This window comes from Streptomyces sp. NPDC005151 (assembly GCF_053599875.1).
Window position 1 is genome coordinate 42,282 of sequence record NZ_JBSFYR010000016.1, and the last position, 18,198, is coordinate 60,479.

An 18,198-nucleotide genomic window follows, 5' to 3' on the forward strand; every position below is an offset into this window, starting at 1 on the left:
GGGGGCGGATTCCATGACCAGCGCGTACGCGTCAGTACAGGAACCGATTCACGACGGCCCGGTCGGCGTCGGCGGCTCTGCCGTAGAACTCCAGCAGCCCGTGGTGGTAGCCGGCGAACCGCTCGCGGACCTCGGAGTCCGGCCAACCCAGTTGGCGCCCACGGGGCCGGAGGCCTTCGGCCACAGGCTGTCGAACGGGTGCGTACGCAGAAACTCGGCGGCTTCCCGCACCTGCGCGGCCGTCAGGGTCACCGACGGCGCAGGGTGTCGGGCGACACCTCACGGCGGACGAGCGCGGCGCGGACACCGGAGAGCCGGTCCGCGTACCGGGGCTTGAGAGCGTAGCGGCCGTTCATGGGGCCAACTCTCTTTCGGCGCAGAACTCTTCGACACGTGGAAGCTACTCACATGCGTCCTGATTCCCTGGTGGCGCAGGTGCCTGAGAGGCTGGGGGCCATGACTGAGCCGCTGTGGCACATCGCGCACACCTACGAGCTGACCCCGACCGCCCGCGACGGGATCCGCGCCTTCCTCGACACCGCTTTCGAGGGCGACTTCAGCGACGACGACTGGGACCACAGCCTGGGCGGCATCCACGCCTACGCACGCGACAACAGCGGTCTCCTCGCCCACGGCAGCGTCGTCCAGCGCCGGGTGATCCACGCCCACCGCTCGTACCGCATCGGCTATGTCGAGGGCGTGGCCGTCCGCGCCGACCGGCGCCGCGAGGGGCTCGGCGGCCGGGTGATGGCTGCGCTGGAACGCGTCATCGACGGGGCGTACGCGTTCGGCGCGCTGTCCGCCTCCGCCACCGGGGCCGGCCTGTACGCGGCGCGTGGCTGGCAGGTGTGGCAGGGGCGGATCGGCGTGCAGGGGCTGAGCCGGGTGGAGCTGCTGCCGGACGAGGAGGGCAGCACGTACGTCAGGGCGGCGGGAAGCCGCCCACTGCCCTCCCCGTCCCGGAAGCTGATCTTCGACTGGCGCGACGGCGACGTGCTCTAGATCCCTACAGGGCCCCCGCGTCCCGCGCCGTCCACACCGACGGATACAGCGGCCGGAAGCCCAGCTCGTCCCTGGCCCGCAGCGTCGACATGATTCCGTACCACGGGTCGGGGTCGACCCGGTCCGCCGACTCGGCCGGCAGCGCGACCCCGTTGAGCTGGTGCAACTCCACCGCCGTCACCGGCGCGTCGTCCGAGAAGTTGTAGCGGCGACCCGCCGGGCCCGGTGCGTACAGCAGCCGCAGCAGTCCCTGCGCGACATCCGCGTGGTGCACCATCGCGAGCCGCTGCGTGGCCGCCCACTGCCCGGCCCAGGCCATCGACTGCGCGAGGTGCGGGTCGCCCTCGCCGTACACAAAGGCCAGGACGGCGATCCGGACATCGAGCCCGTGGTCGCGGTGGAGCGCGAGCAGGCCCTCCTCGGCCGCCACCTTGGACTCGGTGTACGCACCCCACAGCTGCCCGCCCGGCACCGGGGCGTCGTCCTCCGTCAGCGGCCTGCCGCGCCCCGCGCCGTACGCGAGGTTCGTGCCGACCTGCACGAACCGCTGTGTGCCCGCCTCCACGGCCGCCCGGCCCAGCGCCACCGCGGCGGCATGGTTGACCGCCCACGCCTCCTCGTCCGGCACCCCGCGGAACGCCGCCGCGATGTTCACCACCGCGTCCGTTCCGGCCAGCGCCTTCCGTACGTCCTCCGGGTCCCGCAGGTCACCGACGACGACCTCGGCCCCCAGCGCCGCGAAGGGCGCACCCTGCTCCTCGTCCCGCACGATCACCCGCACCGTGTCACCGGGGGCGGCCCGCTGCAGCAGCCGCGGTACGAAACGCCGGCCGACCTCACCCGTGGCACCCGTCACCAGAATCAGCATCATCGGTTCCTCTCGTCGCTTCCGATGTCCATCACCCTGCGACGGGTCGCCGGCCGGCGGGAGAGACGCGGCTATCCAAGGACCGGCACTCCCTGGATACGGATCCGCGCACGAGCCATGCTGGGGACGTGGACCTCGACCGATCGGAACTCGCCGACTTTCTGCGCCGCTGCCGCGCCCGCCTCGAACCGGCCGACGTGGGGCTGACCGCCGGCTCCCGGCGACGCACCCCGGGTCTGCGGCGGGAGGAGGTAGCCCATCTCACCGGTGCCTCCGTGGACCACTACACGCGCCTGGAGCAGGGCCGCGGCTCACGTCCCTCGCGCCAGATGCTCTCCGCAGTGGCCAGGGCGTTGCGGCTGAGCGAGGACGAGCGCGACCATCTTTTCCGGCTGGCCGGGGAGGAGCCGCCGAGCGGCCGCCACGGCCCCACCCAGCATGTGCGCCCCGGGCTGTTGATGGTCCTCGACCGACTGCACGACGCACCCGCCCAGGTCCTGAGCGACCGCGGCGAGGTCCTCGCCCAGAACGCCATGGCCGTGGCGCTGACCGGTGAGCACCAGCCGGGGTACAACATCATCCGGTCCTGGTTCACCGCCCCCGAGGGGCGGGCGCTCTTCCCGGCCGAGGACCACGAGGCGCACTCCCGCAGCCATGTCGGCCAGCTCCGCGCGGTGCTCGCCGCCCGCCCCGATGATGTCGCGCTCGTCGCGCTCGTCGATGAACTGCGTGCGGCGAGCGAGGAGTTCGATCTGCTGTGGGCCGAGCATGTCGTCGCCGTGCGGCGTGCCGAGCACAAGCGGTTCGTGCACCCGGTCGTCGGGGAGCTGGACCTGGAATGCGAGGCGCTGCTCAGCGCCGACCACGGACAGGTGCTGGTCATCCACACGGCCCGGCCCGGCACGGATGCGTACGAACGGCTGCAGCTGCTGCGTGTGGTGGGCCTCCAGGACCTGACCGTCGGGCCGTGACCGGTCAGGACCTGATGCCAGGACGGTCAGGACCTGATGTCAGGACCGGATCCGTCAGCCGCTGATGCTCGCCGCGCCCGTCTCGGAGTGGCGATCATGTCGCAGCTCCCTCGAAGGAGTACCCGACAACGTCGAGATCACTGATCTCGGACCGGAGCGGCCGACCCGCTCCGTCGGCTATGTCGCCACCCCTGAGCAGGCACAATCCCTCGCCGTCCGGGCTCTGATCCGGGAACTGCGGGCGGCAGGCCGTAAACCCCCGTCTCAGATAGTAGGAAGTCCGAGTAATTGTGGAGACAGACCGGCCGAGCTGTCCTAGCTTTGTAGAAGCCGAACGTCTCGCTAGATCCAGCGACTGGCGGTCGTGAGCGCGTGCCCCCATGCAGGCAACCCCTGCGGCATCCGCTCCCCGCCCCTTCCGGCGCCTCGAAATCCCGATCTCGAAATCACGCTCACGTTTTTTCGATCTCGAAATCCTCGCGATCTCAAGGAGTCGATCCACCATGGCCGAGACGACTGTCCGCCGCGTCCGACACACCCACCGCCCGACCGAGTCGGAGCGCCAGAATGCCGCCGCCGCCCTGCAGCGAGCCCTCGACCGCAGGGACAACGGCGGCTCCACCGGCCATTGAGGCCGGTCCGTCCGGCAGTGCTCAGCCGCGGCTGATCTCGAAGTGGTCGATGCGCTCGCCCGACTCGGCGAGCGCGGTGACCTTCATCCGGGCATGCCGTCCGGGCTGGACCTCCACCGCGAGGAACGAGAAGCCGGTGTAACGCACCCGCGACCACTCCACGGTCCCGGTCGCCCTGCCGCCGCCCTTGACCACGTGGTACGTGTTTACGCTCTCCTGGTCCTTGATGTGCCCCTCGTACGTGTCGGGCGCCGGGAAGCTGTACAGCGCCTTGCCCGCGCCGCCCGCCGTGACGTACACGATGCCGTCCCGCGTCGGGTCGGTGCGCTCGCCGATCGGCACCTTCCGTGCGACCGCGTTCTTTCGGATGGGTGAACGGCACACGCACAACTCCCCATTCGTCCGTATGGTGGACGTGAAATGTCACAAGATGGGACGGACAGTAGGGTGCCGACATGACTCGCAGCATCAATCTCGCAGTGGTCCCCGGTGACGGTATCGGCCAGGAGGTCGTGGCTCAGGGCCTCAAGGTCCTCCATGCTGTTCTCCCGCAGGATGTGAAGCTGGAGACCAAGGAATACGACTTCGGCGCCAAGCGCTACCACGCGACCGGTGAGACCCTCACCGACGCCGATGTCCAGGCGCTCAAGCAGCACGACGCGATCCTGCTCGGCGCGATCGGTGACCCCTCGGTCCCGTCCGGAGTCCTGGAGCGCGGCTTCCTGCTGAAGCTCCGTTTCCTCTTCGACCACCATGTGAACCTGCGGCCGTCGAAGCTCCTCCCGGGTGTCGCGACCCCGCTCAAGGGGCAGCCGGAGATCGACTTCGTCGTGGTCCGCGAGGGCACCGAGGGTCCGTACACCGGCAACGGTGGCTCGATCCGCACCGGCACCCCGCACGAGGTCGCCACCGAGGTCTCGGTCAACACCGCCTTCGGTGTCGAGCGCGTGGTCCGTGACGCCTTCGCCCGCGCCCAGGCCCGTCCGCGCAAGAAGCTGACGCTGGTCCACAAGAACAACGTGCTGGCCTACGCCGGGCACCTGTGGACCAACATCTTCAACAAGGTCGCGGCCGAGTTCCCGGACGTCGCCACCGATTACCTGCACGTGGACGCGGCGACGATCTTCCTCGTCACGCAGCCCGAGCGCTTCGACGTGATCGTCACCGACAACCTCTTCGGCGACATCATCACCGACCTCGCCGCGGCCGTCTCCGGCGGCATCGGCGTCGCGGCCTCGGGGAACATCAACCCGAGCGGCGAGTTCCCCTCGATGTTCGAGCCGGTCCACGGATCCGCCCCGGACATCGCGGGGCAGGGCAAGGCCGACCCCACGGCCACGGTGCTCTCCGTCGCCCTCCTGCTGCGCCACCTGGGCTACGAGGCCGAGGCTGTGCGCATCGAGGAGGCCGTCTCCGCCGACCTCGCGGAGCGAGGGGGGCACCTCCCAGGCCCTTCAGGCTCTGGGGGAGACACCCCTCGTACGACCTCGGAAATCGGTGACGCGCTCGCGGTACGCGTAGCGAGCTGACCCGACGACTCCACTTCGAAGCCGCCGGGTCGCCACCGCACCCGGCGGCTTCTCCTGTGTGGTCCCGGGTGCCACCATCGAACCCTGGACCGCATTCACGTCATTTCGTGCACGGGTCCCCGCGAGAGATAATCGAACGGGCCGTGGCTTGCAGTAAAGCTCGGACGTCCCAGCACCTGTCTGACAGGAGCCGGCGTGAGCGCGGTCCATCACACACAAAACCGGTGAAGGACACGCACTCATGACGACGCCCACGATCGAGCTCAAGCCCTCTTCGACCCCGCTGTCCGACGCGGAGCGCGAGGCGATCCTGGCCAACCCCGGATTCGGCCGCTACTTCACCGATCACATGGTGATCATCAAGTGGACCGAAGGCCGCGGCTGGCACGACGGCCAGCTCGTTCCCTACGGCCCGCTGTCGATCGACCCCGCCACCAACGTCCTGCACTACGCGCAGGAGATCTTCGAGGGGCTCAAGGCCTACCGCCAGCCCGACGGCTCGGTGGCCACCTTCCGCCCCGAGGCCAACGCCAAGCGCTTCCAGCGTTCCGCACACCGGCTCGCCATGCCGGAGCTCCCGGTCGAGACGTTCATCGAGGCGTGCGACGCGCTGGTCCAGCAGGACAAGGCATGGGTTCCGGCCCACGGCGGCGAGGAGTCGCTCTACCTGCGCCCGTTCATGATTGCGTCCGAGGTCGGCCTCGGTGTGAAGCCCGCCAACGAGTACCTCTTCATCGTCATCGCCTCGCCCGCCGGCGCCTACTTCGCCGGGGGCGTCAAGCCGGTCTCGATCTGGCTCTCCGAGGACCGCGTCCGCGCCGTTCCCGGCGGCATGGGCGACGCCAAGACCGGCGGCAACTACGCGGCGTCCCTCCTCGCCCAGGCCGAGGCGTCCGCGAAGGGCTGCGACCAGGTCGCCTATCTCGACGCCGTGGAGCACAAGTGGGTCGAGGAACTCGGCGGCATGAACCTGTACTTCGTGTACGGGGACAAGATCATCACTCCGTCCCTGACCGGCTCCCTGCTCGCCGGCGTCACCCGTGACTCGCTGCTCCAGGTCGCCCGCGACCTCGGCTACGAGGCCGAGGAGGGCCGCGTCTCCATCGACCAGTGGCGCGCCGACACCGAGAACGGCACCCTCACCGAGGTCTTCGCCTGCGGCACCGCCGCCGTCATCACCCCTGTCGGCATCGTCAAGTCCGCGGGCGGCGAGTGGACCCAGAGCGAGGGTGAGCCCGGCAAGGTCACGCTGAAGCTGCGCGAGCGCCTGCTGGACATCCAGCGCGGCGTCGCCGAGGACACGCACGGCTGGATGCACCCGCTGGGCTGACGCCGGCAAGTGCGTACCTCCGGTACGCCGATACGCATGAGGGCCGCCCCGTTCCGTACGGGGCGGCCCTCACGCGTGGGGGGAGCCGGGGTCAGCCGGCGGCCGGTACCTTGTCGGCCTCGTCGTCCTTGGCCTCGGCGGGCTCAGCGGCCGCAGCGGGCGCGACGGCCGGCACGGGCTGCATCCGGGACAGGATCAGGTAGGCAATGCCGCCGGTCAGGCCCGAGAGGATGAAGCTGCAGTCGACGCCGCCGGTGAGGGACAGCAGCGGGCCCTCGTACACCGAGGTGGACACGGCGAGCAGGCCCACGATCGCACCCAGGACCCAGGACACCGTGGCGGGGATGTTCCAGCCGGCCGAGTACCAGTAGATGCCACCGACCGCGCGCCGGTTGAAGACCTGGAGTGCGTCCGGGTCGTACGAGACTGCCCCTTGCGCTTGGAACGATATGAAAGTTTGAGCGACGTTCAATGTGAACTGGACTTGCTGACAAGTCAATAGTTTCGCTCCATTGACGACCTTGTTAGAGTGGTGCTCTAATCAGGAGGTGTGGTGGCGTGCGACTTACCCCCACGGAACGTGACCGGCTTCTGCTCTTCGGAGCCGCCGAACTGGCGCGGACACGCCGCGCTCGCGGGCTGAAGCTGAATGTCCCTGAGGCGACTGCTCTCATCGCGGACACCGTCTGCGAGGCGGCCCGCGACGGCCGCCGGCTCGCCGAGGCCATCGAAGCGGCCCGCAACGTGCTCGGCCCCGACGACGTGCTGCCCGGTGTGGCGGATGTGGTGACCGAGGTGATGGTGGAGGCCGTCTTCGACGACGGATCCCGGCTCGCGGTCGTCTCCGACCCCATCGGCGGAGGCTTCCTCGGCGACGCCGCCCCCGGCGCGGCGCTGCCCGGACCGGCCCACGAGGAGCCGGAGCCCGTGGTGCGCCTCGTCGTACGGAACACCGCGGCGGTGCCGGTCAGCGTCACCTCGCACTTCCACTTCTTCGAGGCCAACCCCCGCCTCGACTTCGACCGCGCCGCGGCCTACGGCATGCGGCTGAGCGTCCCGGCAGGCTCCTCCGCCCGCTTCGACGCGGGCGGCGAGGCCGAGGTCGGCCTCGTGCCGATCGGCGGCGACCGCGTCGCGATCGGCTTCGCCGGCCTCGTCGACGGCCCGCTCGACGCCCCGGGCGCCAAGGAAGAGGCCCTGCGCAGGGCAGCGGCCTGCGGATACCTGGGTGCCGACCAGTCCGACCAGAAGGGAGCTGAGGGATGACGTCCATCGACCCTCGTGACTACGCCGCCGTGCACGGCCCCCGTGCCGGTGACCGGGTCGTCCTCGGCGACTCCGGCCTCGTCGTACGCGTCGAGTCCGACGCCCAGAAGCCCGGCGACGAGTTCCTCGCCGGCTTCGGCAAGACCGCCCGCGACGGGCTGCTTCTGAAGGCCGCCGCGGTCCGCGAGACCTGCGACGTGGTCATCAGCAACGTCCTGGTCATCGACGCCGTCCAGGGCATCCGCAAGGTGTCCATCGGCATCCGCGAAGGCCGCATCCACGCGATCGGCCGGGCCGGCAACCCCGACACCCTCGAGGGTGTCGACGTCGTCGTCGGCACCGGCACCTCGATCGTCTCCGGCGAGGGCATGATCGCCACCGCCGGCGCCATCGACACCCATGTGCATGTGCTGTCGCCGCGCATCATGGAGGCGTCGCTCAGCTCCGGCGTCACCACGATCATCGGCCAGGAGTTCGGCCCCGTCTGGGGCGTCGGCGTCAACTCGCCGTGGGCCCTGAACCACGCCTTCAACGCCTTCGACGCCTGGCCCGTCAACATCGGCTTCCTCGGCCGTGGCTCGTCCTCCCACGGCGCGCCCCTGGTCGAGGCCCTCGCCGAGGGCGGCGCCCTGGGCTTCAAGGTCCACGAGGACATGGGCGCCCACACCCGGGCCCTGGACACCGCCCTGCGGGTCGCCGAGGAGCACGACGTCCAGGTCGCCCTGCACAGCGACGGCCTCAACGAGTGCCTGTCGGTCGAGGACACCCTGCGCGTCCTGGACGGCCGTACGATCCACGCCTTCCACATCGAGGGCTGCGGCGGCGGCCATGTACCGAACGTGCTCAAGATGGCGGGCGTGCCGAACGTCATCGGCTCCTCCACCAACCCCACCCTGCCCTTCGGTCGGGACGCGGTCGCCGAGCACTACGGCATGATCGTCTCCGTCCACGACCTGAAGACGGACCTGCCCGGCGACGCCGCCATGGCCCGTGACCGCATACGCGCGGGCACGATGGGCGCCGAGGACGTGCTGCACGACCTGGGCGCGATCGGCATCACCTCCTCCGACGCCCAGGGCATGGGCCGCGCGGGCGAGACCGTGCGCCGCACCTTCGCCATGGCCGGGAAGATGAAGGCCGAGCTCGGCCCCATGGCCGGCGACGGCGAGCACGACGACAACGCGCGTGTGCTGCGCTACATGGCCAAGCTCACCATCAACCCCGCGATCGCCCACGGCCTCTCCCACGAGGTCGGCTCGATCGAGGTCGGCAAGCTCGCCGACATCGTGCTGTGGCTGCCCCAGTACTTCGGCGCCAAGCCGCAGCTGGTCCTGAAGTCCGGCTTCCCCGCGTGGGGTGTCACCGGCGACCCCAACGCCGCCACCGACACCTGCGAGCCGCTCGTCCTCGGCCCGCAGATCGGCGGCCACGGAGCCACCGCAGCCGAGATCTCCGTCGCCTTCGTCGCCGGAGCCGCCCTCGAGCAGGGCAACGACCGGATGACCACCCGGCGCCGCCGGGTCGCCGTCCGCGGCACCCGTGGGATCGGCCCCGCCGACCTGCTCCTCAACTCCCGTATCGGCGACGTCCAGGTCGACGCCCACAGCGGTCTCGTCAGCCTCGACGGAGAAGCCCTCCGGTCCGAGCCCGCCGACTCCGTCTCCCTCAACCGCCTGTACTTCCTGTAAGGAGCCCTCCTATGAGCAACACCCGTGGCGCCGACGGCTTTCGCATGCCCGCCGAGTGGGCTCCGCACGAGCGCACCTGGATGGCCTGGCCCAGCCCCAACGCCACCTTCACCAACGACGAGGAACTGCACACCGCCCATACCGCCTGGGGTGAGGTCGCCCGCACCATCCGCCGCTTCGAGCCGGTGACCGTCGTGGTCGGCCCCGGCGAGACCGGCAACGCCCGTACGTATCTGGGTGACGACGTCGACATCGTCGAGCAGGAGCTGAACGACGCCTGGATGCGCGACATCGGCCCCACCTTCGTCACCAACGGCACCGAGATCCGCGCGGTGGACTGGGTCTTCAACGGCTGGGGCGCCCAGGACTGGGCCAGCTGGGAGCACGACTCCAAGATCGCGGCGCATGTCGCCGATCGGGCGGGCGTGGCCACGTACGCCTCGAAGCTCGTGAACGAGGGCGGCGGCATCCACGTCGACGGCGAGGGCACGGTCCTGCTGACCGAGACCGTCCAGCTCGGCCCGGAGCGCAACCCGGACTGGACCAAGGAGCAGGTCGAGGCCGAGATCCACGCCCACCTGGGCACCACCAAGGCCATCTGGCTGCCCCGCGGCCTGACCGCCGACTACGACACCTACGGGACCCTGGGCCACGTCGACATCGTCGCCTCCTTCGCCCGCCCCGGCACGGTCCTGGTACACACCCAGCCCGACCCGGCGCACCCGGACCGCGAGGTCTCCAAGGAGATCGTCGCGTTCCTGCGTACCCAGACGGATGCGAAGGGCCGCGCCCTGGAGGTCATCGAGGTGGCCGCGCCGACCGTCCTGCAGGAGGACGGCGGCTGGGTCGACTACTCGTACATCAACCACTACATCTGCAACGGCGGCGTGGTGCTGTGCGGCTTCGGCGACGCCGAGCGCGACGAGAACGCGGTGTCGATCTTCCGCAGCCTCTTCCCGGACCGCGAGGTGGTCCTGGTGGACGCGCGCCCGATCTTCGCGAACGGCGGCGGCATCCACTGCATCACGCAGCAGCAGCCGCGCGTCTGATCCTCCCCCGTCGCCGGGGCCGGCCGGGGTCCCCACCCGGACCGGCCCCGGCGACGCGGCACTCAGGGGTAGCTGGAGACGTTGCCGTAAGCAGCCTTGCCCTTGCCGAAGTGATCTTCGAGGGACACCCTCCACCAGCCCGCTGACAGACCACCTACGACAGAACCATCAGGCAGCAACCGCAGGCCGCCCGGCCCGTATGCTGAGACCCTCGCCCCGACCACGGAGAACACCCATGCCCGAGCCCGCCCGCACGCCGCGGCGGCGGCGGAATTCAGCCCCGCCCCGGGAGACCATGCTGGCCGCAGCCAGGGGCAGCATCGCCGAGCACGGGCTGGAGAAGCTGACCATGGCCGGGCTCGGCCGCGAGGTCGGGATGAGCAGTGGGCATCTGCTCTACTACTTCCGCACCAAGGACGAGCTGCTGCTGCAGACCCTGGAGTGGAGCGAGGAGCAGCTCGGCGTGCAGCGCCGGGCGGCGCTGGCCCGGCAGGTGCCGGTGCGGGAGCGGCTCGACGCGTTCGTCGACCTGTACGTCTCGGACGGCCCGCACGACCCGCACTGGACGCTCTGGCTGGAGCTGTGGAACCGCAGGGCCGACGTGGACGAGACGAGTCGCGCACGGCTGATGGACATCGAGCTGTCCTGGCACCGCGACCTGGTCGCCCTGCTTGTCGAGGGCGCCTCGCGGGGGGAGCTGCGCCCGGTGGACGCGAACAAGTTCGCCACTCGGATACGAGCCCTCCTCGACGGCTTCAGCACGCACATCGCGATGGGCCTGCCGGGCTCCGACCGGGACGGGATCCTCACTCACGTACGGGAGTTCCTGGACGAGGCGCTCGGCTGAGACCACCGATCGCCACCCTGCGGCAGCCGCTTCCGCATGAGCACGAGCGCGTCCGGGGCACCCCGCCGCCGATCCGGTACGGCGGACTGCCCGTACCGAAGCGGCCGTTCCCCCGACCGTGAACGAAACGCACATAAGACCGACCGATCGTTGCCCCGTGCACGGTTGTTACGTCCCCGGCCGGTGGGGCACGGTGACAGACCATGGGACGAGAGCAGTGGAAGAAGATCTGGGTCGGCTCCGCCGGCAACATGGTCGAGTGGTTCGACTGGTTCGTGTACGCGACCTTCGCGGTCTACTTCGCGGACTCGTTCTTCCCCGAAGGCAATGAGACCGCCAATCTCATGAACACCATGGGCATCTTCGCCGTCGGCTTCTTCATGCGGCCGGTCGGCGGCTGGATGCTCGGCCGGATCGGTGACCGCAGAGGGCGCAAGGCCGCGCTGACCCTCACCGTCACCCTCATGTCGGCCTCGGCGGTCCTCATCGCCGTCGCGCCGACGTACGCCGTGGCCGGCTACGGCGGCGTCGCCGTCCTGCTCGTGGCCCGGCTGCTCCAGGGCCTCTCCGTCGGCGGCGAGTACGCCGCCAGCGCCACGTACCTCACCGAGGCGTCCGCACCCGGCCGGCGCGGCTTCGCCTCCAGCTTCCAGTACGTGTCCATGACCGCCGGGCAGCTCGTCGGCCTCGGACTCCAGATCGTCCTGCAGCGCACCATGTCCGATGCGGCCCTGCACAGTTGGGGCTGGCGCATCCCGTTCATCGTCGGGGCGCTCGGCGCGGCCATCGTCTTCTATCTGCGCCGCTCCATGCTGGAGACCGAGGTGTACGCGGAGTCGGGCGCCGCCGACCAGGAGGACCGCGGCACGCTCAAGGCGCTGTGGCAGCACAAGCGCGAGGCGTTCCTGGTGATGGCGCTGACCATGGGCGGGACCGTCGCGTACTACACGTACACGACCTACCTCACCAAGTTCCTCTCGAAGAGCGCAGGCATGGAGAAGTCCACGGCCTCGCTCGTCAGCTTCTGCGCCCTGTTCGTCTTCATGTGCATCCAGCCGCTCGCGGGCATGCTGTCCGACCGGATCGGCCGCCGCCCGCTGCTGATCACGTTCGCGGTCGGCTCGACCTTCCTGACCGTGCCGATCATGACCATGCTGAAGCACGCGGGCACCTTCTGGCCCGCGTTCGGGCTGGCGCTGCTCGCCCTGGTCGTGGTCACGGGCTACACCTCGATCAACGCCTGCGTGAAGGCCGAGCTCTTCCCGACCGGCATCCGCGCGCTGGGCGTCGCCCTCCCGTACGCCCTCGCCAACGCCCTCTTCGGCGGCACCGCCGAATACGTGGCGCTCTGGTTCAAGAAGGCCGGCATCGAGTCCGGCTTCTACTGGTACGTGGCGGGCTGCGCCGCGGTCTCCCTGGTCGTCTATCTGACGATGCGCGAGACCCGCGACATCGACCTGGGCCGGGTCGGCGCGGTGGCTCCCCAGGACGGGCGGACGGAGCCGGCCGGAGCGACGAGCGTCACGCCCGCATCCTGAGACGGCCGACGGCGCGGGGGCAGCGCTGTGCGAGACTGCCTCCGTGTCCTCGTTCGTCATGATTATTGGCAACAGGCGCGCCGGTCCGCAGTGACCGTCCCGTACCACCACGTACGGAGCGGCCACCGTGCCCCAGACCCGCGCGCAGACCTCTCGCACCCGCGAGGGGTTTTTTCGTTTTCCGGCCCTCACCTCGGCCGGGGCGATGCGCGCGGGATGATGGGGGCAAGTGGAGCCCAATCGTCCGGATCCACTCATCCGACAGGAGTCAGACCAGCATGACCACCGAGGCCAAGCCCACCGACGACAGCTTCCATGTCTTCGACACCACACTGCGCGACGGTGCACAGCGTGAAGGCATCAACCTGACGGTCGCGGACAAGCTGACCATTGCCCGGCACCTGGACGACTTCGGCGTGGGCTTCATCGAGGGCGGCTGGCCCGGCGCCAACCCCCGCGACACGGAGTTCTTCGCCCGGGCCCAGCAGGAGATCGAGTTCAAGAACGCCGAGCTGGTCGCCTTCGGCGCGACCCGCAGGGCCGGTGCCAAGGCCGCCGAGGACCCCCAGGTCAAGGCGCTGCTGGAGTCCGGAGCCCCGGTGATCACGCTGGTCGCCAAGTCGCACGACCGGCATGTGGAACTCGCCCTGCGCACCACCCTCGAAGAGAACCTGGAGATGGTCCGCGACACCGTCTCCTACCTGCGCGAACAGGGCCGCCGGGTCTTCGTCGACTGCGAGCACTTCTTCGACGGCTACCGGGCCAACCCCGAGTACGCCAAGGACGTCGTCCGGGCTGCCCACGGGGCCGGCGCCGACGTCGTCATCCTCTGTGACACCAACGGCGGGATGCTCCCCGCCCAGGTCCAGGCCGTCGTCTCCACCGTCCTCGCCGACACCGGCGCCCGGCTCGGTATCCACGCCCAGGACGACACCGGCTGCGCCGTCGCCAACACCCTGGCCGCCGTCGACGCGGGCGCCACGCACGTCCAGTGCACCGCCAACGGGTACGGCGAGCGGGTCGGCAACGCCAACCTCTTCCCCGTCGTCGCCGCCCTGGAACTCAAGTACGGCAAGAGCGTCCTCCCGGAGGGCGCGCTCGCCGAAATGACCCGTATCTCGCACGCCATCGCCGAGGTCGTCAACCTCACACCCTCCACCCACCAGCCCTATGTGGGTGTTTCCGCCTTCGCCCACAAGGCCGGACTGCACGCCTCCGCCATCAAGGTCGACCCCGACCTCTACCAGCACATCGATCCGGCGCTGGTCGGCAACACCATGCGGATGCTCGTCTCCGACATGGCGGGCCGCGCCTCCATCGAGCTCAAGGGCAAGGAGCTCGGCATCGACCTCGGGGGCAACCGCGAGCTCGTCGGCCGGGTCGTCGAGCGGGTCAAGGAGCGCGAGCTCAAGGGCTACACGTACGAAGCCGCGGACGCCTCCTTCGAACTGCTGCTGCGCGCCGAGGTCGAAGGCCGGGTACGCCGCTACTTCCGTACGGAGTCCTGGCGCGCGATCGTCGAGAACCGACCCGACGGCACGCACGCCAACGAGGCGACCGTGAAGCTCTGGGCGAAGGGCGAGCGGATCGTCGCCACCGCCGAGGGCAACGGCCCGGTCAACGCCCTCGACCGGGCGCTGCGCGTCGGCCTGGAGCGGATCTACCCGCAGCTCGCCAAGCTGGAGCTGGTCGACTACAAGGTCCGCATCCTGGAGGGCCGCACCGGCACCGAGTCCACCACCCGCGTGCTGATCACCACGGGCGACGGCACCGGTGACTGGGCGACCGTCGGCGTCGCGGAGAACGTCATCGCCGCGTCCTGGCAGGCGCTGGAGGACGCGTACACCTACGGTCTGCTGCGGGCCGGGGTCGAGCCCACGGAGTAGTCGCGCGGTCCGGGGCGGGCCCACGGCATGGTCGCCGTGGGCCCGCCCCGGACCGGTTCTTGAGGCGCACAGGAGTTGAGGCCTTTCACGGTCACAAGGCCCTGAAAGGCCCGCCCATGCTCTTGGACTCGCACGGTGACCGGGCGGTCAGGACTCCGCCCTGCACGGTCAGTTCTCGGCCTCTGCCTTCAGGTTGTGGAGCCAGGCGTCCAGTGAGGCGTCCAATGCCGCCTGGAGTGCGGGGACATCTGCCTCGACAGGTGCTCCGGCCCAGGACTCCTCGGTGTGGACGTGCACGCCGTCCCGGCGCGGGGTGAAGGTCCACACGGTCTGACCGACGCGTACGCGCGCCTTGCGGTGCAGCATCTGCCAGGCGGTGATGCCGTTGACGACCGCGGTCTCGGCCTCGGCGGTGGCGGCGATTTCGGTGGCGGCGGCTTCTGAAAGTCGTTGCTGCCCACCCGCCGGCTCCGTCGGCCACCGCGCAGCAGTGAGGGCGCCCGCACCGCTGTTTTGCCGCGGTTGCGGGCGCCCTTGTATTCCCTGGATCAGCGTCCTGCCCGAGCCCGGCCTACCGGGGGCAGGGGCGGCGCATCAGCGGGGGAGCTGTTGCTACAGGTTCTGGTCGATCTGCATCTCCCGGACCTTGTCGTCACTGTGCGTCTTGTCATTCTTGATGGTGTACGTCGTCGCCGGGCCGGTGCCGCTGACCTTGGTGATCTCGCCCTGGCACTTCTTGTTGTCCTCGTTCCGGTACGCCACGCGCTGACCCTCGTTGTGCTGCATTGACTTCTCCACTTCTCGATCTCGACCGGCAAGGGCCGCCCCGGCTCTTCAGCCCGGGCTGCCCCGTCCGGCGCCCGCTTCTCGTGCGGTGCGCTATGCCAGATCACACCGTGTCCGGGCAACCAGCGACTCCAGAGAGCCCAATGGGGTCAACTTCCGGGCGAATCCCGTGTCGTCCCCCATGTCCCCTTGCGAGGTGACGGCAGGGGGTCCGGTGGGCGGTGGTGACTCGGGCGGCGGGTCCGAGCCTGCGACGGGTGCGTTCCGGACGGCAGGGTGTGCAGTACCGGGGCTGTCCGAGATGTGCTGTCACATGGCCGGGGCCGCCTCCCACATCGGCGACCGGGTCGCCGCCGGCGGCCCGCACGAGTTCGGCGAATGCGCCCAGCATCGCGCGCCCCAGCAGGTCGCCCTCGAACGCGGGGCGTACGAGCTCGGCATAGTCGACTGCAACGGTGTCGTACGACGCCCGGGTTTCGCGCAGGTGGGACGGCTCGGCCATGCCGCAGATCCTCTTGCTCCCGGCCCGGACGGCGTCGGACCCGCGGCGGAAGGAAATACCGAGCGCCCGCCTTCCTCCCCGGCGGGGGAATGGAAGGCGGGCGCGCTCGGGCCGGAGGACTTCCGGGGATCAGGCCTGCGGGGCGGCCTTGATCGCGGAGATGTCGAAGTTCAGCTTGACCTTGTCGCTGACCATCACGCCGCCGGTCTCCAGCGCCGCGTTCCAGGTCAGGCCCCAGTCGGAGCGGAGGATGTCCGCGCTGCCCTCGAAGCCGACGCGCTCGTTGCCGTAGACATCGGTGGCGGAGCCGTTGAACTCCAGGTCGATGGCGAGCGGGCGCGTGACGTCCTTGATGGTGAGGTCGCCGGTGATGCGGTACGTGTCGCCGCCCAGCTGCTCGGCGTGCGTGGAGCGGAACGTCATGAGGGGGAACTTCTCGGCGTCGAAGAAGTCGCCGCTGACCAGGTGGCCGTCGCGGTCGGCGATACCGGTGTCGACGCTGGAGATCTTGACGTCGATCGAGGCGGTGGAGTTCGCCGGGTTGTGACCGTCGAGCTTCAGGCTGCCCTCGTGCTCGCCGAAGGTGCCGCGCACATTGGTGACCATGGCGTGCCGCACGGTGAAGCCGATGCTGCTGTGGGCCGGGTCGATGGCGTACTCGCCGGTCAGGGCGGCCAGGGCCGGGTCCACGGCGACGGTGGCGGGGGCGGACAGGGTGGCGGTGGACTTGCGGTTGAACAGAGCCATGGCTCCTCCTCGGGGGACGTGATCGAGCGGCAGTCGAAGTGGATGTTTAACCTTCAACGAGATTGACTGTAGACGCATCTTGTTCAAAGTTCAACATCAAGGATCTGATCCGTTTCCGGAAGGGCGACGTTCACCTCGCGGCCACGTGGGGCCCTCTGGCGGACGCGCGTAGAACTCGGGCACTATTTCCCTGCCCCAGTTGTCATGAGCAGGAGGAGTCTCCCCATGGTGTCCCGTATGACCCTGCGCCCCGTCCTGACCGCCCTCGCCCTCGTTCTCGGCGTCCTTTTCGCCCCCGGCGTCGGTGTCCTCGGCAGTGGCGCCACCCAGGCCCATGCCGTCACGAAGCTCACCCACGCCCAGGCCACCGCCCGGTTCAGCTCGTCCGGGATCACCTGGTCGTCCTCCGGTGGCTGCTCCAACCGCAACGTCGCGACCTGCACGTCGTTCGACCAGCTCAACCTGGCCACCGCCCAGGGCGCCCAGACCCTCAAGAGCGCCACGGGCTGTGCGCTGAACATCACCGGCGGCACCGAGACCGGGCACGCCAGTGGTACGTATTCGCACTGGAACGGCTACAAGCTCGACTTCGCCAGGTCCACCTGCCTCACGAACTACGTCCACGGCGTCTTCACCTACATAGGGCTGCGCGGTGACGGCGCCCCCCAGTACAAGTCCGCCTCCGGCAACATCTACGCGGACGAGGGCAACCACTGGGACGTGACGTACTACAACTGCGGCGGCTGCTGACCGCGCGCTGTATCTGCTTGCACGGGTGCCCCCGTTCCGACGGAACGGGGGCACCCGTGCGTGCGTTTCGGACGTGCCAGGCGATCGGGATCGTTTTCCGCAGGTATCAGCCGGCTCCGTGCCGCCTGGCGAGGAGACGGATCTCCTGCATGGCGCCCGGCTGCTCCAGCAGCATCGTCCCGGCCTCGCGCCCTTCGTGGTGGATGCGCAGCCGCGGGCCGTCGGCGATCACGCGCAGTTCCGGCCACGGGTGCCGCCACAGGAGGGCGGAGCGCTCCCACATCTGCATCCCGTGGGTGGTCACGCGAAGTTGATACTGCGGGCCTTCGTGGGCTGTGGGCGGTGTGTGTTCGGTGTACGGGGGCCGGACGGTGTAGGTGGCGACCACCTTCTCCCCGGGCTCCAGGGCATCGTTGCGGATGCCGCGCCGGCGGCCGATCTGCGACCCGGTCCAGCCGACGAGTCCCATCGTCAGCAAAGTCACGGCCAGCAGCACCCACCAAGGCAGGCCGGCCCTGACTCCGTAGCCGACGACCGCCACCCCCGCAAGGAGCGCCGTCACGGCGGCGCCCAACAGCCGCGCATGCAGGATGCGCCGGCCCCGACCTTCGTCCAGGCCCTGGCCCCCTTTGATTCCCTGCCCCCTCGTTCCCCAGGAGCAGACCTTCTTTTCGCCTCGCCGCCGGGTGGCCGGTGCGGCGTTCCGCGCCCGGTCGGCGGCCGCCCGCGGACCCGCCCCGATCGCCTGTACGGCGGCCGAGCGCACAGCTCCCCGTGTCCTGATCATGGCCGGCGCATAGGCGTTGA

The 18,198-nt window shown here is 69.8% G+C and carries 18 protein-coding genes and 3 pseudogenes; 13 read left to right on the plus strand and 8 right to left on the minus strand.

What is annotated here, in order from left to right; all coding sequences use genetic code 11:
- Positions 1-31: 31 nt before the first annotated feature.
- Positions 32-184: a hypothetical protein gene (locus tag ACWD6R_RS11950; RefSeq protein WP_451818569.1), complete on the minus strand. Its 153-nt coding sequence runs from the start codon at positions 182-184 to the stop codon at positions 32-34.
- Between the two features lie 272 nt (positions 185-456).
- Here ACWD6R_RS11950 and ACWD6R_RS11955 point away from each other — a divergent pair, with 272 nt between their 5' ends.
- The gene (locus tag ACWD6R_RS11955; protein ID WP_451818570.1) at positions 457-1,002 is read left to right on the plus strand and encodes a GNAT family N-acetyltransferase; all 546 of its coding nucleotides are present in this window, start codon (positions 457-459) and stop codon (positions 1,000-1,002) included.
- 4 nt (positions 1,003-1,006) lie between these two features.
- On the opposite strand, the gene ACWD6R_RS11960 is transcribed toward ACWD6R_RS11955, so the two are convergent.
- Positions 1,007-1,870: an NAD-dependent epimerase/dehydratase family protein gene (locus ACWD6R_RS11960; protein ID WP_451818571.1), complete on the minus strand. Its 864-nt coding sequence runs from the start codon at positions 1,868-1,870 to the stop codon at positions 1,007-1,009.
- Between the two features lie 128 nt (positions 1,871-1,998).
- On the opposite strand from ACWD6R_RS11960, the gene ACWD6R_RS11965 reads away from it, so the two are divergent.
- The 3 genes and pseudogenes from ACWD6R_RS11965 to ACWD6R_RS11975 all read left to right on the plus strand — a co-directional run bounded on the left by ACWD6R_RS11965 (position 1,999) and on the right by ACWD6R_RS11975 (position 3,473).
- A complete protein-coding gene (locus ACWD6R_RS11965; RefSeq protein ID WP_451818572.1) occupies positions 1,999-2,841 on the plus strand; it encodes a helix-turn-helix transcriptional regulator in 843 nt (280 codons plus the stop codon).
- Between the two features lie 106 nt (positions 2,842-2,947).
- Positions 2,948-3,160, plus strand: a pseudogene (locus ACWD6R_RS11970) (hypothetical protein); the annotation flags it as partial.
- A 184-nt stretch (positions 3,161-3,344) separates the two neighbouring features.
- On the plus strand, positions 3,345-3,473 hold the full coding sequence (locus ACWD6R_RS11975; RefSeq protein ID WP_093772350.1) for a hypothetical protein: 129 nt from the start codon (positions 3,345-3,347) through the stop codon (positions 3,471-3,473).
- Between the two features lie 21 nt (positions 3,474-3,494).
- Here the strand turns inward: ACWD6R_RS11975 and ACWD6R_RS11980 are convergent.
- Positions 3,495-3,842, minus strand: a pseudogene (locus tag ACWD6R_RS11980) (phosphoesterase); the annotation flags it as partial.
- Between the two features lie 86 nt (positions 3,843-3,928).
- On the opposite strand from ACWD6R_RS11980, the gene ACWD6R_RS11985 reads away from it, so the two are divergent.
- Together ACWD6R_RS11985 and ACWD6R_RS11990 are read left to right on the plus strand one after the other, a co-directional pair.
- Entirely contained in the window at positions 3,929-5,002 is a 1,074-nt protein-coding gene (locus ACWD6R_RS11985) for a 3-isopropylmalate dehydrogenase (RefSeq protein ID WP_451818573.1), read from the plus strand.
- A 241-nt stretch (positions 5,003-5,243) separates the two neighbouring features.
- Positions 5,244-6,332 (plus strand): branched-chain amino acid aminotransferase, encoded by a 1,089-nt coding sequence (locus ACWD6R_RS11990; protein WP_451818574.1) that lies wholly within the window; start codon positions 5,244-5,246, stop codon positions 6,330-6,332.
- Positions 6,333-6,423: 91 nt separating this feature from the next.
- Here ACWD6R_RS11990 and ACWD6R_RS11995 read toward each other — a convergent pair.
- Positions 6,424-6,753: pseudogene (locus ACWD6R_RS11995) on the minus strand (cytosine permease); the annotation flags it as partial.
- A 137-nt stretch (positions 6,754-6,890) separates the two neighbouring features.
- Between ACWD6R_RS11995 and ureA the strand changes: the two are divergent.
- The 6 genes from ureA (at position 6,891) to cimA (ending at position 14,606) form a co-directional block, all read left to right on the plus strand.
- A complete protein-coding gene (ureA, locus tag ACWD6R_RS12000) occupies positions 6,891-7,598 on the plus strand; it encodes an urease subunit gamma (RefSeq protein ID WP_451818575.1) in 708 nt (235 codons plus the stop codon).
- Entirely contained in the window at positions 7,595-9,286 is a 1,692-nt protein-coding gene (locus ACWD6R_RS12005) for an urease subunit alpha (protein ID WP_451818576.1), read from the plus strand. The genes ureA and ACWD6R_RS12005 overlap by 4 nt, the downstream gene beginning before the upstream one ends.
- Positions 9,287-9,297: 11 nt before the next feature.
- Positions 9,298-10,335 carry an agmatine deiminase family protein gene (locus tag ACWD6R_RS12010; protein WP_451818577.1) on the plus strand — a complete coding sequence of 346 codons (1,038 nt, stop codon included), beginning with the start codon at positions 9,298-9,300 and terminating at the stop codon, positions 10,333-10,335.
- Positions 10,336-10,570: 235 nt separating this feature from the next.
- Positions 10,571-11,182 carry a TetR/AcrR family transcriptional regulator gene (locus tag ACWD6R_RS12015; RefSeq protein WP_451818578.1) on the plus strand — a complete coding sequence of 204 codons (612 nt, stop codon included), beginning with the start codon at positions 10,571-10,573 and terminating at the stop codon, positions 11,180-11,182.
- Positions 11,183-11,385: 203 nt separating this feature from the next.
- Entirely contained in the window at positions 11,386-12,720 is a 1,335-nt protein-coding gene (locus ACWD6R_RS12020) for an MFS transporter (protein ID WP_451818579.1), read from the plus strand.
- A 278-nt stretch (positions 12,721-12,998) separates the two neighbouring features.
- Positions 12,999-14,606 carry a citramalate synthase gene (cimA, locus tag ACWD6R_RS12025; protein WP_451818580.1) on the plus strand — a complete coding sequence of 536 codons (1,608 nt, stop codon included), beginning with the start codon at positions 12,999-13,001 and terminating at the stop codon, positions 14,604-14,606.
- 168 nt (positions 14,607-14,774) lie between these two features.
- On the opposite strand, the gene ACWD6R_RS12030 is transcribed toward cimA, so the two are convergent.
- The 3 genes from ACWD6R_RS12030 to ACWD6R_RS12040 form a co-directional block, all read right to left on the minus strand.
- Entirely contained in the window at positions 14,775-14,972 is a 198-nt protein-coding gene (locus tag ACWD6R_RS12030) for a hypothetical protein (protein ID WP_451818581.1), read from the minus strand.
- A 246-nt stretch (positions 14,973-15,218) separates the two neighbouring features.
- Positions 15,219-15,392, minus strand: a complete 174-nt coding sequence (locus ACWD6R_RS12035) for a hypothetical protein (protein WP_451818582.1) — start codon at positions 15,390-15,392, stop codon at positions 15,219-15,221.
- Positions 15,393-16,023: 631 nt separating this feature from the next.
- The gene (locus ACWD6R_RS12040) at positions 16,024-16,641 is read right to left on the minus strand and encodes a YceI family protein (protein ID WP_451818583.1); all 618 of its coding nucleotides are present in this window, start codon (positions 16,639-16,641) and stop codon (positions 16,024-16,026) included.
- Between the two features lie 225 nt (positions 16,642-16,866).
- On the opposite strand from ACWD6R_RS12040, the gene ACWD6R_RS12045 reads away from it, so the two are divergent.
- Positions 16,867-17,391: a hypothetical protein gene (locus tag ACWD6R_RS12045; RefSeq protein ID WP_451818584.1), complete on the plus strand. Its 525-nt coding sequence runs from the start codon at positions 16,867-16,869 to the stop codon at positions 17,389-17,391.
- A 106-nt stretch (positions 17,392-17,497) separates the two neighbouring features.
- On the opposite strand, the gene ACWD6R_RS12050 is transcribed toward ACWD6R_RS12045, so the two are convergent.
- Complete coding sequence (locus ACWD6R_RS12050; RefSeq protein ID WP_451818585.1) at positions 17,498-18,178, minus strand: hypothetical protein; 681 nt, start codon at positions 18,176-18,178, stop codon at positions 17,498-17,500.
- Positions 18,179-18,198: the final 20 nt, after the last annotated feature.

What these genes read in the sequence shown, in the direction of transcription:
- ACWD6R_RS11985 (WP_451818573.1), top strand. Translation starts at nt 3,929, where the DNA reads ATGACTCGCAGCATCAATCTCGCAGTGGTCCCCGGTGACGGTATCGGC.
- ACWD6R_RS12040 (WP_451818583.1), bottom strand. Translation starts at nt 16,641, where the DNA reads ATGGCTCTGTTCAACCGCAAGTCCACCGCCACCCTGTCCGCCCCCGCC.
- ACWD6R_RS11960 (WP_451818571.1), bottom strand. Translation starts at nt 1,870, where the DNA reads ATGCTGATTCTGGTGACGGGTGCCACGGGTGAGGTCGGCCGGCGTTTC.
- ACWD6R_RS12020 (WP_451818579.1), top strand. Translation starts at nt 11,386, where the DNA reads ATGGGACGAGAGCAGTGGAAGAAGATCTGGGTCGGCTCCGCCGGCAAC.
- ACWD6R_RS12035 (WP_451818582.1), bottom strand. Translation starts at nt 15,392, where the DNA reads ATGCAGCACAACGAGGGTCAGCGCGTGGCGTACCGGAACGAGGACAAC.
- ACWD6R_RS12015 (WP_451818578.1), top strand. Translation starts at nt 10,571, where the DNA reads ATGCCCGAGCCCGCCCGCACGCCGCGGCGGCGGCGGAATTCAGCCCCG.
- ACWD6R_RS12030 (WP_451818581.1), bottom strand. Translation starts at nt 14,972, where the DNA reads ATGCTGCACCGCAAGGCGCGCGTACGCGTCGGTCAGACCGTGTGGACC.
- cimA (WP_451818580.1), top strand. Translation starts at nt 12,999, where the DNA reads ATGACCACCGAGGCCAAGCCCACCGACGACAGCTTCCATGTCTTCGAC.
- ACWD6R_RS12005 (WP_451818576.1), top strand. Translation starts at nt 7,595, where the DNA reads ATGACGTCCATCGACCCTCGTGACTACGCCGCCGTGCACGGCCCCCGT.
- ACWD6R_RS11990 (WP_451818574.1), top strand. Translation starts at nt 5,244, where the DNA reads ATGACGACGCCCACGATCGAGCTCAAGCCCTCTTCGACCCCGCTGTCC.
- ACWD6R_RS11975 (WP_093772350.1), top strand. Translation starts at nt 3,345, where the DNA reads ATGGCCGAGACGACTGTCCGCCGCGTCCGACACACCCACCGCCCGACC.
- ACWD6R_RS11955 (WP_451818570.1), top strand. Translation starts at nt 457, where the DNA reads ATGACTGAGCCGCTGTGGCACATCGCGCACACCTACGAGCTGACCCCG.
- ACWD6R_RS12010 (WP_451818577.1), top strand. Translation starts at nt 9,298, where the DNA reads ATGAGCAACACCCGTGGCGCCGACGGCTTTCGCATGCCCGCCGAGTGG.
- ACWD6R_RS12050 (WP_451818585.1), bottom strand. Translation starts at nt 18,178, where the DNA reads ATGATCAGGACACGGGGAGCTGTGCGCTCGGCCGCCGTACAGGCGATC.
- ACWD6R_RS12045 (WP_451818584.1), top strand. Translation starts at nt 16,867, where the DNA reads ATGGTGTCCCGTATGACCCTGCGCCCCGTCCTGACCGCCCTCGCCCTC.